This is a genomic window from Pseudomonas graminis (genome assembly GCF_004364335.1).
GTDB classification, from domain to species: Bacteria; Pseudomonadota; Gammaproteobacteria; order Pseudomonadales; family Pseudomonadaceae; genus Aquipseudomonas; species Aquipseudomonas graminis_D.
In genome coordinates this window covers 142386-154365 of record NZ_SOCR01000010.1, presented here as the reverse complement: position 1 = coordinate 154365, position 11980 = coordinate 142386, and the positions used below count along the sequence as shown (strand labels likewise).

The following is an 11980-nucleotide window of genomic DNA, read 5'->3' as shown; positions in this document are numbered from 1 at the left end:
TGACGGAAACAGAAAGGGCCACTTTAGTGGCCCTTTCGTTGAACGCCTAGCGCCTTAACGGAGCCTTATCGGAACGGCGGCTCGTCGAAGCTGCGCAGTTTGCGCGAATGCAGCGAGTTGAGCTGCGTGCGCATCAGGTCCAGCGCGGCAATGCCGATCTTCAAGTGCTGGGTGACCGCACGCTCATAAAACGCGTTGGCCGAGCCCGGCAGCTTGATCTCGCTGTGCAGCGGTTTGTCCGACACGCAGAGCAAGGTCCCGTAAGGCACCCGCAGGCGATAACCCTGGGCCGCAATCGTGCCGCTTTCCATGTCCACCGCCACGGCGCGGGAAAGGTTGATCAGCGGCCGCTCCTGGGCCCAGCGCAGTTCCCAGTTGCGATCATCGTAGGTCAGGACCGTGCCAGTGCGCAGACGCTTCTTCAGATCGTCACCGCGTTCGCCGGTGACTTGGGCCGCAGATTCCTGCAACGCCATTTGCACCTCGGCCAGTGCCGGGATCGGGATGTTCGGCGGCAACACGCGGTCCAGAATACCGTCGCGACGCATGTAGGCGTGGGCGAGCACGTAGTCGCCGATGGTCTGCGACTGACGCAGGCCGCCGCAGTGCCCGATCATCAGCCAGCAATGAGGACGCAGGACGGCGAGGTGGTCGGTGATGTTCTTGGCGTTGGACGGGCCGACACCGATGTTGACCAATGTCACGCCATGGCCGTCTTCGGCAATCAGGTGGTACGCCGGCATCTGGTAACGGTGCCAGACCACGCCGGAGACGATGGCCTGGGCCTCGCCGTAATCCATGCTCTTGTCGACGACGACGTTGCCCGGCAGAACCATTTTCACGAAGCGCGGGTCGTCGCGCAGTTTTTCCAGGCCATGCACGATGAACTGGTCGACGTAGCGGTGGTAGTTGGTCAGCAGGATCCACGGCTGAACATGGCGCCAGTCGCTGCCGGTGTAATGCACCAGACGACGCAGCGAGAAGTCCACCCGGGCGGCGTCGAACAATGCGAGCGGCAGCGGATCGGTATTGGCCCAGTCGTAGAGACCGTCGGCGATGCCATCGGTGGCGGCCGACAAATCGGTGCTCGGGAAGACGCGGGCCAGGGTCGCAGCAGTGACGCCGGTACCGGCCAGCTCATCGCCCTGCTCGACCACGTAGGGATACGGGATGTTCTGTTCGCTGACGCCCACTTCCACCGTCACGGTGAAGTCGTTCATCAACGGCACGAGCTGTTCGAGCAGATATTTGCGGAACGCCGCCGGGTGGGTGACGGTGACGCTGTAGGTGCCCGGCAACTGAACCTTGGCGTAGGCGCGTGTGGTCAGCGGCACTTCGCCCTGGCAGTGGTAGGTCAGGCGCAATTCGGGGTAGCGGAACGTCAGACGCTCGGCGGCATCCGGTTCAACGCGGTCTTTGAGGTAGCGCTTGAGCGCCTGGCTCAAGGCGGTGGTTGCTCGTGCGTGGAGCTCAGCGAGCCGGTCCACGGCTTGTTCGGCAGTTTCTACGACAATGAAAGCTTCGGTCACGATGCATATCCTTCTGATCTTGCAATCGCCTATCTTGCCTGCAACAGATGACGAAGGCACGAGTTGTGTCAGAGAGGCCTGCTCCGGATATCCCGTGTGTGGGCGCGCTTGCCCGCAAAAAATGTGGCATTCACCGAATGTGTGCCTGACACACCCCATTCGCAGGCAGCGCACACACAGATCATTCGATTTGCGGCGATGACCGCGCGACCAACGCCTGAACATCCACCCCGCGCGGCAGGGCGCCGTAGACCCGCCCCGGCCTTTCCAGGCGTCCGGCGATAAACCCGTCGCTGACCACCGAATTGCCTGCTTCCAGCAGCAGTTTTGCCTGCAGCGCGACGGCGATGTCTTCGGTCAGTTGCCGGGCGCGGTACTGGATGTCGCCGGTGTCCTGAAAAGCCTCCTTCAAGCCATGAATATGCGCGGCCAGACGCTTGTCGCCATGACCATCCCCAAGCTCGTCAAACAATGCATCCAGCACGCCGGGCTCTTTGGACAATGCACGCAGGACGTCCAGGCACTGCACGTTGCCGGAACCTTCCCACGTCGAATTGACCGGTGCCTCACGGTAAAGTCGCGGCAGAATGGTGTCCTCCACGTACCCTGCGCCGCCCATGCATTCTGCGGCTTCGTTGATCATTGCCGGCGCGCGCTTGCAGATCCAGTATTTGCCCACAGCCGTCACCAGCCTTGCGAAACGGGCTTCGTGGCCGTCATCCAGACGCTCCAGCGAGCGTCCCATGCGCAGGGTCAATGCGAGGGCCGCTTCACTTTCCAGCGCCAGATCGGCGAGCACGTTTTGCATGAGCGGCTGTTCGCTGAGCAAGCGACCGGCGACGCTACGGTGGGCGCAATGGTGCGCGGCCTGGGTCAAAGCCTGACGCATCAGCGCGCTGGACCCGGTCATGCAGTCGAATCGGGTCATCGCCACCATTTCGATGATGGTCGGCACGCCGCGCCCCTCCTCGCCTACCATCCAGGCCAGGGCGCCGCGAAATTCCACCTCGCTGGACGCGTTGGACCAGTTGCCCAGTTTGTTCTTCAGCCGCTGTATGTAGAACTCGTTGCGGGTGTCGTCCGGGCGATGGCGCGGCAGCAGGAAACAGGTCAGGCCTTTGTCGGTCTGCGCCAGGGTGAGAAACGCGTCGCACATGGGCGCCGAACAAAACCATTTGTGCCCAACCAGTTCATAGGCCTGACCGGGCCCGGGCTGGCCGACCGGATAGGCCCGCGTAGTGTTGGCGCGCACGTCGGTGCCGCCCTGTTTCTCGGTCATGGCCATGCCGATGGTGGCGCCGGCCTTGTGGGCGATGCCGACGTTGCGCGGGTCGTAGTAAGTGGCGAGGATTTTCGGCAGCCAGGTCTCGGCCAGATCCGGTTGCAGGCGCAGAGCGGGAACGCTGGCGAAGGTCATGGTCAGCGGACAACCGCTGCCCGCTTCGGCCTGGGTGTGTAAATAGCTCATCGCCGCGCGGGCGACGTGGGCGCCTTCCCGGGGATCGGTCCATGGCAGCGACGGGATGCCGTGCTCGACCGCGGTTTGCATCAGTTGGTGATACGCGGGATGAAACTCCACCAGGTCGATGCGATGGCCGTAGCGATCATGGCTGGCGAACACCGGCTTGTTCTGGTTGGCGAGGAAACCCGCTTCCATCAACGGGCCACCGGCCAGCGCGCCATAGGCGTCGATTCGGTCCCGTGCCCAACCCGCGCCGAAACGCTGCGACCACTCTTGCAGCGGCAGGTCGATGCGATACAGGTTGGTGCCGTCCAGGGAAGGCGGCTGATTGGTGACTTCGTGGGTCTCGGCGAACTGATGCAGGTTGATGCGCTGGTCCATGAGGCGACTCCGGTCCGGGCAGCACGCGGCGGTCGTGCAGCTGACCTAGTGAATCACGCACCCCGCCCCGGCGACAGCGCCATAGAAGACGAAATCACGGCGGTTTTGCCTTGTCGGCGCACGATCTCGGAATGGATGCAGATCAACTGTAGGAGCGTGGCTTGTCCCGCGATCTGGCGCGGAGCGGCAGCACACCTGGCATCGATTTCTCCCTGATCCACCGCATGCACCGATTCGACGACCGGTTCCCGGCCGATCGCGGGACAAGCCACGCTCCTACACCGATTGCGTCGCGATCTGCACATCCAGGCTCAAGCGGAACTGGCTGCCATTGCCCGGTTCGGACTGATGGCTGAGGCGCCCGCCCTGCAATTCAATCAACTGTCGGCAAATCGCCAGGCCGATGCCCAGCCCGCCGTACTCCCGTGTCGTCGAGCCGTCCACCTGGAAGAAGTTGGCGTACAGCGTCTCCTCATCCAGCCGGCTGAAGCCGATGCCGGTGTCGATGACGTCGACCACCAGACGCACGTGCTCGGCGTCTGAGCGCTGGCCGTTGACGCGGACTCTGATCGAACCGGTTTTGGTGAACTTGATCGCGTTGTCCAGCAGGCACTCCAGGCACTGGCGCAATTTCACGCCATCGCCTTCGAGGCTGTCCGGCAATGCCTCGTCCAGCTCCACACTTAGCGCCAGCGCCTTGCTGCGGGCCTGCGGCTCGAAGCCACTGCGAAGCTGAAACAGCACATGCCGCAGGCTGAACGGCTCGTTGCGCACGGTGATGCGTCCGGCTTGCAGCTCGGTCAGCGTGAGGATGCCGTTGACGATGCCCATCATGTTTTGCGCCGAGTCGGCGGCGGTCTGGCGATACAGCTCGATCTCGCTCTCGGCCACGTCCATCTGCATCAACTCCAGCGAACCGATCACGCCGTTCATGGGCGTGCGTAGTTCATGGGTCAGCGTGGCGAGAAACTCATCTTTCAATCGGTTGCTCACGGCCAACTGCTGGTTAAGGGTTTCAAGCCCCTGCTGCGATTCGGCCATGATCTGCGCCTCTCGCTCGCGCATTGCGTTGATGCGGTCGGCCAGCGCCAGCGACAGTAACGCCACCTCGATCACCGAACCGATCTGGCTGGCGTACATGGTCCAGAAGTTGTTGGGCAGATGCCCGAGGAGCATGGTCGCGTTGACCACCCCGCCGATCAGAAACGCCGACCAGCCAATGATGAAGTACCGCGCGACCCGCCGCCCCTTGAGCCACGCCGCCAGCCCGATGAGCAGCACGACCGGCGTGAACAGCAATACCAGCCCGGTCACCAGGCGCAGCGCAACGCCGTAATCCATGCTCAACGCGAGGGCCATGATCACCGCCGCACAAACCATCATCACCAACAGCGGCACGTCCAGCCAGCGACCCAGGCTGGGCGTCTGCAGGAATTTGCGGGTGAACTGGCTGGCGAACAGGATCGCGGCGGCGATAAGGAAGGTGGTCGAGGTGTTGGCCCACCACGGGTTGTCGGGCCAGAAATACTCAATCGCCGCGCCGTTGACCGACACCTGATACAGGCCGAAGCAGGTGATGTAGAGGATGTAATGCAGGTACGCGGTGTCTCGCACGCTCAGGTAGATAAACAGGTTGTAGACCAGCATCACCGCCAGCACGCCGTAAATCATGCCGAGGATGTAGAGGCGCGATGGCTGCTCTTCTATATAGGCGTGACTGGCCCACAGATTGAGCGGCGCCTGCACCGAACCGTGGCTGGCGACGCGCAGGTAAACGGTTTTGGTCTCGTGGGCGTTCAGGTCCAGATCGAATACGTAGTTGTTCTGCTTAATCTGCCGGCTGGCAAACGGCAGCATGTCGCCGGTCTGCCAGGCCAGACGGGGGCGCGCGTCGCCGTTGCCGAGGTAGAGATCGACATGGTCCATCGGCGGATAGGCCAGTTCCAGCAACCAGTCGGCGGACGCCAGCGGGTTGGCCGGACGATAGGTCAGACGCACCTTTAGCCAGAACGCCGAGCGCGAGTACCCGGCGTTGAGCGACTGACCAACAAGCGGTTGAAAGCGTGCGGCGCCCTCGGGGGACGAGACTTGCTGGATGGTCGCATCGCCGGTGGGGTCTTCGAACACTTGGGTGTCGCGCCCCAATGCCAGGCTGCGGGTCTTCTCATCGAAATCGACGGCGTTGGCAAACATCGGCAACAGGCAGAACAGGGCGATCAGCACCAGACGCATGGGACACCGCCTTGGCGCTGATGACGGGCACGAGCCGCCGTGGAATCGTGGAACGGCTTCGCAATTCTGCGTGCGACCGCTGTATCGGTCGAAGGGGTCAGCGGGCAACGCACTTGCATTCACTCTTTTGGCGGAACAGATAAAGCGCCACAGGATAGCGACTGATAGCTCGATGACACCATCTAAATCTCCGGTGCCGCGGGATGTCCCCGATTTCACCGTAGGAGCCGGCTTGCTGGCAAACGCGTTGTGTCAGGCGCTATAGCAGGGAAAGGTCCACCGCGTTCGCCAGCAAGCCGGCTCCTACAGACGGGTCAGTGCTGCAAAATTGATGGCGTACGCACTGGCCTCTTCCCTGCTGAAACCGGTCCCACTGGATTTACGCAATTTCACCGTAGGAGCCGGCTTGCTGGCGAACGCGTTGTGTCAGGCGCTATAGCAGGAAAAGGTCCACCGCGTTCGCCAGCAAGCCGGCTCCTACAGGCTGGTCAGTACAGACTGATCAGTGCCGCAAAATTAATGGCGTTTGCACCGGCCCCTTCCCGGCTAAAGCCGGTCCTACTAAAGGCAGGGGCGCACTCAGTGGGACCGGCAAAAACTTTAGTGGTAAGCTCGCGCACCATGAATATCTATAGCTCCCGCCCCGTTGTCCTCTGTCTCTCCGGTCACGACCCCAGTGGCGGCGCCGGCTTGCAGGCAGATATCGAAGCCCTGCTTGCTCAGGGTTGCCACGCCGCTCCCGCCGTCACTGCCCTGACCGTTCAGGACACCGTGAATGTCACTGACTTTCGCGTGCTGGATCGCGGGTGGGTGCTGGCGCAAGCCAATGCCGTGCTCAACGATTCCACTGTCGCGGCAGTGAAGCTGGGCATGTTGGGCTCGCTGGAAATGGTCGACACCGTCGTCGAACTGCTGGCGGCGCATCCGCATCTGCCGATGGTCTGCGATCCGGTGTTGCGCGCCGGTGGCGGCGGCCGGCTGGGCAAGGACGAAGTGGGTTACGCGATGCGCGAGCGCCTGCTGCCCCTGGCCACCATCGCCACGCCTAACCTGCCGGAAGCGCGCATCCTCGCCGAGCTGCCCGAGGGCACTGCCGATGAATGTGCCGAAAAGCTGCTGCCGTTCTGTGAGCATCTGTTGATCACCGGCGGTCACGGCGATGAGCACGAAGTTCACAACCGCCTGTACATCCGCGGCGGGCAGTCACGCACCTTTACCTGTCAGCGTCTGCCGGGCAGCTACCACGGCTCCGGCTGCACACTGGCCAGCGCACTGGCGGGAAGACTGGCGCTCGGCCAGGACCTGATCGGCGCTGTGCAAATCGCGCTGGACTACACTTGGCGCACGCTGCGCGATGCCGAACAGCTGGGCCGCGGACAGTTTGTTCCGCGTCGCCTGCCGCTGGATTTCTGCTCGTAACGCCACGAAAAAGAGGCACCTTGATGAGATTACGTGGCTTGTATGCCGTGACCGACAGCCAGCTGTTGGCCGGCAAATTCCTGTCTTACGTCGAAGCCGCCCTCGATGGCGGCGTAACCCTGCTGCAATACCGCGATAAATCCGGTGACGAGACCCGCCGCCTGCGCGAGGCCTCGGCGCTGCTCAAGCTGTGCGAGCGCTACAAGACCCGCCTGATCATCAACGACGACGCCGAAGTGGCCGCGCGCCTGGGCGTCGGCGTGCACCTGGGGCAATCCGACGGCTCGCTGCCAGACGCCCGCGCCCTGCTCGGTCACAAAGCCATTGTCGGCGCGACCTGCCACGCCCAGCTGGAGCTGGCCGACAAGGCCAAGGCCGACGGCGCCACCTATGTCGCCTTCGGACGCTTCTTCAATTCCCAGACCAAACCCGGCGCGCCGACCTGCAGCCTCGACCTGCTCAGTCAGGCGCGCAAGCGCATCAATCTGCCCATCGCGGTGATTGGTGGCGTTACCCTGGAAAACGCCGCGCCGCTGGTGGCCCATGGCGCCGATCTGCTGGCCGTCGTGCACGGCCTGTTCGGCGCAGAAACCACTCAGGAAGTCACCCGCCGCGCCCGGGCTTTCAACGATTTGTTCAAGCCTGCCTGATCCTGAATCAGGCCGGTTACGCACTCATTCATTCCCGATTCAAACAGAGACCTCACCATGTCCCGTTCTGAAACCCTCTTCGCCAATGCCCAGAAACACATCCCCGGCGGTGTCAATTCGCCAGTCCGTGCGTTCAAAAGCGTCGGTGGCACGCCGCTGTTTTTCAAACACGCGGTCGGCGCCTACGTTACCGATGAAGACGACAAGCGTTACGTCGATTACGTCGGCTCGTGGGGGCCGATGATTCTGGGCCACAGCCACCCGGACGTGCTGGATGCCGTGCGCAAACAGCTTGAACACGGGCTGTCGTACGGCGCGCCGACGGCGATGGAAACCGAGATGGCCGATCTGGTCTGCTCGATCGTACCGTCGATGGAAATGGTGCGCATGGTCAGTTCCGGCACCGAAGCGACCATGAGCGCGATCCGTCTGGCCCGCGGTTTTACCGGCCGGGACAGCATTATCAAATTCGAAGGCTGCTACCACGGCCACTCCGACAGCCTGCTGGTGAAAGCCGGTTCGGGCGCGTTGACCCTGGGCGTGCCGAGCTCGCCCGGCGTACCGGCGGCGTTCGCCAAGCACACGCTGACCCTGCCGTTCAACGACATCGACGCGGTCAAGGCGATGCTGGCTGACGTCGGCCAGGAGGTGGCGTGCATCATCGTCGAGCCGGTGGCCGGCAACATGAATTGCGTGCCGCCTGCGCCGGGTTTCCTGCAAGGCCTGCGCGAGGCCTGCGACGAGCACGGCGTGGTGCTGATTTTCGACGAAGTGATGACCGGTTTCCGCGTCGCACTCGGCGGGGCGCAGGCCTATTACGGCGTGAAGCCGGACCTGAGCACGTTCGGCAAGATCATCGGCGGCGGTATGCCGGTCGGCTGTTTCGGCGGCAAGCGCGAGATCATGTCGCACATTGCGCCCCTGGGCCCGGTGTATCAGGCCGGCACGCTGTCGGGTAACCCGCTGGCGATGGCGGCGGGTCTGACCACCCTGCGCCTGATCAGCCGCCCGGGTTTCCACGACGAACTGAGTGCGTTCACCGCGCGCCTGCTGGAAGGCCTGCAACAGCGCGCCGACGCCGCCGGCATCCCGTTCGTGACCACCCAGGCGGGCGGCATGTTCGGCCTGTACTTCAGCGACGCCAAAGAAATCGTCACCTTCCAGGACGTGATGACCAGCGACGCCAATCGCTTCAAGCAGTTCTTCCACCTGATGCTGGAAGGCGGCGTGTACCTGGCGCCGAGCGCGTTCGAAGCCGGTTTCACCTCGATCGCCCACGGCGACGCAGAGTTGCAGCAGACACTGGATGCGGCAGAAAAGGCGTTCGCTCAGTTGAAATAACGGGCAGACCGGGCGGAACGGATTCCGCCCGGCCATCACCTGGCCAATTCAACCGCGTTCGCCAGCAAGCCGGCTCCTACAAAAGCGAGAGCTGCGCCCGCCAACCCCACCGCGTCCGCCAGCGAGCCGGCTCTGCAGAATGCGAGCTGCGCCCGCTATCAATCCGTAGGAGCCGGCTTGCTGGCGAACGCGAGGCGCCAAGCGATTTTTACGGCACTGACCCACCGCAATCGCGGGCAAGCGCGCTCCTACAGGTTTGTTCGCCATCGGAGAACCGCCCTGAATTCAGGCCAATCAAGCCCGCGCAGCAGAAAATCAGTAAAGACTTTGTAAGGTTGCCCTCGCTTATTTCATAATGCGCAGCCAGCACGTTTCGCTGGACGGGCATGCCCGCACCTTTTTCAGAGGTAAGTCGACTTCCATGAATCGCACCGGCCGCACCCTTGCATTGGGCTGCCTGTTGCTTCTTCATCCCCTGCTGGCTAATGCAGGTGGCAACTCGTTGTTGATCCCGGCGGTGGGTCGTTGCACCCTCAATACCCAGCCAGACAACCTGCCAGCAGCGTTGTCCGCTTGTCAGCAGGCGGCTCAGGATGGGGATGCGCAGGCGCAATACGAGTTGGGGGAGTTCTATTACGAGGGCAAAAGTGCGCCACGTGACTTGCCTCAGGCACTCAACTATTTTGAAAAAGCTTCGTTGCAGGGGCATGCCCAGGCGCAGTACCAACTGGGCTTGATGTTCTTTCGTGGCGAAGGGGTGCAGGCCAATAACATTCAGGCGTATATCGTGCTGAAGATGGCGGCGGTCAACGGTTCGGAAGATGCGCTGGATCAAGCGGATGAAGTGTCCGCGCAAATGAAGCGCGAAGATCTGGAAGTGGCCACCCAGGTGCTCGGGCAGATCTTCCGCAAATACCTGGCGGAGCTGCAAACGGCTGAAGGACGCACACCGTTTGCGCCCTTCCCTGACGACAGCGCCAAGCCCTGACCTGGACTATTTGTCCGGCATCGGCATCGGAAACGGCATGACGTTGCCGGTGTGACGCGCTTCGGTGATCTTCGCTGTCCCCATCCGCTCGACTTCATCGATCCGCACAATCGAGTGCATCGGCACAAAGCTGCGCACCACGCCATCGAACTGCGCCTTGAGCTTCTCTTCGCTGGGGTCGACCACGACGGTGGTGCGCTCGCCGAAGACGAATTCTTCCACTTCCAGAAAACCCCACAGATCGCTCTGATAGATCTGTTTGGCGTACATCTCGAACACCTGTCCCTGGTTGAGAAAAATCACCTTGTAGATTGGAGCTTCGCGTTTGGTCATAACAGGCAGGCAGTGGTCAGCGTTTTGAAAAGGGCGCGAACTATAGCATGCCGCTGGTTAGACGACGCTAGGAACCCGGGGCCCGCATCCCTATAATGCGCGGTTCTTTGAATCACCTGATGAACCCCCGCATGGCCAAGAAGCTTTACATCGAAACCCACGGTTGCCAGATGAACGAGTACGACAGCTCGCGCATGGTCGATCTGCTGGGCGAACATCAAGCACTGGAAGTCACCGCACGGGCGGAAGACGCTGACGTCATCCTGCTCAACACCTGCTCCATCCGCGAGCGGGCGCAGGATCGGGTGTACTCCCAGCTTGGCCGCTGGCGCGAATTGAAGCTGGCAAATCCGGAAATGGTCATTGCCGTCGGTGGCTGCGTGGCGAGTCAGGAAGGCGCGGCCATCCGCGACCGCGCGCCGTATGTCGACGTGGTGTTCGGCCCGCAGACCCTGCACCGCCTGCCGGAAATGATCGACGCGGCGCGCATCACGCGTCTGCCGCAGGTCGACGTCTCGTTCCCCGAAATCGAAAAATTCGACCACTTGCCCGAGCCCCGTGTCGATGGCCCGAGCGCTTATGTGTCGGTGATGGAAGGCTGCAGCAAGTACTGCACGTTCTGCGTGGTGCCTTACACACGTGGCGAAGAAGTCAGCCGGCCATTCGACGACGTCATCAACGAGGTGCTTCATCTGGCCGAGAACGGCGTGCGTGAAGTGACCCTGCTGGGCCAGAACGTCAACGGCTATCGCGGCACGACCCACGACGGCCGCCTCGCTGACCTGGCCGAACTGATCCGCGTCGTCGCTGCCATCGACGGCATCGACCGCATTCGCTACACCACCTCGCACCCGCTGGAGTTCTCCGACAGCCTCATTCAGGCCCACGCCGAAGTGCCGGAACTGGTGAAGCATCTGCATTTGCCCGTGCAATCTGGTTCCGACCGGATTCTCGCGGCCATGAAGCGCAATCACACCGTGCTCGAATACAAGTCACGCCTGCGCAAGCTGCGCGCGGCGGTGCCGGACATCTGCATCAGCTCCGACTTCATCGTCGGCTTCCCGGGCGAAACCGAGAAGGATCACCTGCAGACCATGAAGCTGGTGGAAGACGTCGGCATGGATTTCTCGTACTCCTTCGTTTACAGCGCGCGCCCCGGCACACCGGCCGCCGATCTGGCCGACGACACGCCGGAAGAAGTGAAGAAAGAACGCCTGAAACAGCTGCAGGATCTGATCAACCGTCAGGGCCTGGACATCAGCCGCAAGATGGCCGGCACGGTGCAGCGCATTCTGGTGACCGATTATTCGAAGAAGGACCCCGGCGAGTTGCAGGGCCGTACCGAAAACAACCGGATCGTCAATTTCCGCTGCGACAACCCTCGGCTGATCGGCCAGTTCACCGACGTCTACATCGACAGCGCCCAACCCCACTCGCTGCGCGGGTCGTTGTTGCAATAAGCCAAAGCGCCCCAATGTAATCGCCACGCATGATTTTTTCTGTGCAGGCCCGGGCGTGAAATCAGGTGCCGGACAGCCGCCATACGTCGGCTGCACCGGCGCGCGGTTCAGCTCGTGAGCCCGGCGGGCTGCCTGTTAGAGCGTGTCCTGCCGGGCGTCTGCGCAGCTCATTTATCCATTCGTGA

General features: G+C 62.4%; 9 protein-coding genes. 5 read left to right on the top strand and 4 right to left on the bottom strand.

Annotation, left to right across the window (positions count from 1 at the left end):
• Window positions 1–65: 65 nt before the first annotated feature.
• From amn to EC919_RS19935, 3 genes are all read right to left on the bottom strand, one after another.
• Window positions 66–1529, bottom strand: a complete 1464-nt coding sequence (gene amn, locus EC919_RS19945) for an AMP nucleosidase (protein WP_074893296.1) — start codon at window positions 1527–1529, stop codon at window positions 66–68.
• Between the two features lie 181 nt (window positions 1530–1710).
• Window positions 1711–3360 carry an acyl-CoA dehydrogenase family protein gene (locus EC919_RS19940; RefSeq protein ID WP_133776158.1) on the bottom strand — a complete coding sequence of 550 codons (1650 nt, stop codon included), beginning with the start codon at window positions 3358–3360 and terminating at the stop codon, window positions 1711–1713.
• 288 nt (window positions 3361–3648) lie between these two features.
• Complete coding sequence (locus EC919_RS19935) at window positions 3649–5604, bottom strand: sensor histidine kinase (RefSeq protein ID WP_133776081.1); 1956 nt, start codon at window positions 5602–5604, stop codon at window positions 3649–3651.
• 621 nt (window positions 5605–6225) lie between these two features.
• Here EC919_RS19935 and EC919_RS19930 point away from each other — a divergent pair.
• From EC919_RS19930 to EC919_RS19915, 4 genes are all read left to right on the top strand, one after another.
• A complete protein-coding gene (locus EC919_RS19930; protein ID WP_133776080.1) occupies window positions 6226–7023 on the top strand; it encodes a hydroxymethylpyrimidine/phosphomethylpyrimidine kinase in 798 nt (265 codons plus the stop codon).
• Window positions 7024–7046: 23 nt separating this feature from the next.
• Window positions 7047–7673, top strand: coding sequence for a thiamine phosphate synthase (thiE, locus tag EC919_RS19925; RefSeq protein ID WP_133776079.1), 627 nt, complete (start codon window positions 7047–7049; stop codon window positions 7671–7673).
• Between the two features lie 57 nt (window positions 7674–7730).
• Window positions 7731–9014, top strand: a complete 1284-nt coding sequence (hemL, locus tag EC919_RS19920; RefSeq protein WP_133776078.1) for a glutamate-1-semialdehyde 2,1-aminomutase — start codon at window positions 7731–7733, stop codon at window positions 9012–9014.
• A gap of 421 nt (window positions 9015–9435) precedes the next feature.
• A complete protein-coding gene (locus EC919_RS19915) occupies window positions 9436–10002 on the top strand; it encodes a tetratricopeptide repeat protein (RefSeq protein WP_074892697.1) in 567 nt (188 codons plus the stop codon).
• 6 nt (window positions 10003–10008) lie between these two features.
• Here EC919_RS19915 and EC919_RS19910 read toward each other — a convergent pair whose 3' ends face one another.
• On the bottom strand, window positions 10009–10335 hold the full coding sequence (locus tag EC919_RS19910; protein ID WP_065988358.1) for a DUF1820 family protein: 327 nt from the start codon (window positions 10333–10335) through the stop codon (window positions 10009–10011).
• A gap of 131 nt (window positions 10336–10466) precedes the next feature.
• On the opposite strand from EC919_RS19910, the gene miaB reads away from it, so the two are divergent.
• Window positions 10467–11795, top strand: a complete 1329-nt coding sequence (miaB, locus tag EC919_RS19905) for a tRNA (N6-isopentenyl adenosine(37)-C2)-methylthiotransferase MiaB (protein ID WP_166650592.1) — start codon at window positions 10467–10469, stop codon at window positions 11793–11795.
• Window positions 11796–11980 lie beyond the last annotated feature (185 nt).

Bases quoted from the DNA above. Each gene is read 5' to 3' on its own strand.
- EC919_RS19935 (WP_133776081.1), bottom strand. From the start codon at position 5,604: ATGCGTCTGGTGCTGATCGCCCTGTTCTGCCTGTTGCCGATGTTTGCC.
- miaB (WP_166650592.1), top strand. From the start codon at position 10,467: ATGGCCAAGAAGCTTTACATCGAAACCCACGGTTGCCAGATGAACGAG.
- thiE (WP_133776079.1), top strand. From the start codon at position 7,047: ATGAGATTACGTGGCTTGTATGCCGTGACCGACAGCCAGCTGTTGGCC.
- EC919_RS19915 (WP_074892697.1), top strand. From the start codon at position 9,436: ATGAATCGCACCGGCCGCACCCTTGCATTGGGCTGCCTGTTGCTTCTT.
- EC919_RS19930 (WP_133776080.1), top strand. From the start codon at position 6,226: ATGAATATCTATAGCTCCCGCCCCGTTGTCCTCTGTCTCTCCGGTCAC.
- hemL (WP_133776078.1), top strand. From the start codon at position 7,731: ATGTCCCGTTCTGAAACCCTCTTCGCCAATGCCCAGAAACACATCCCC.
- EC919_RS19910 (WP_065988358.1), bottom strand. From the start codon at position 10,335: ATGACCAAACGCGAAGCTCCAATCTACAAGGTGATTTTTCTCAACCAG.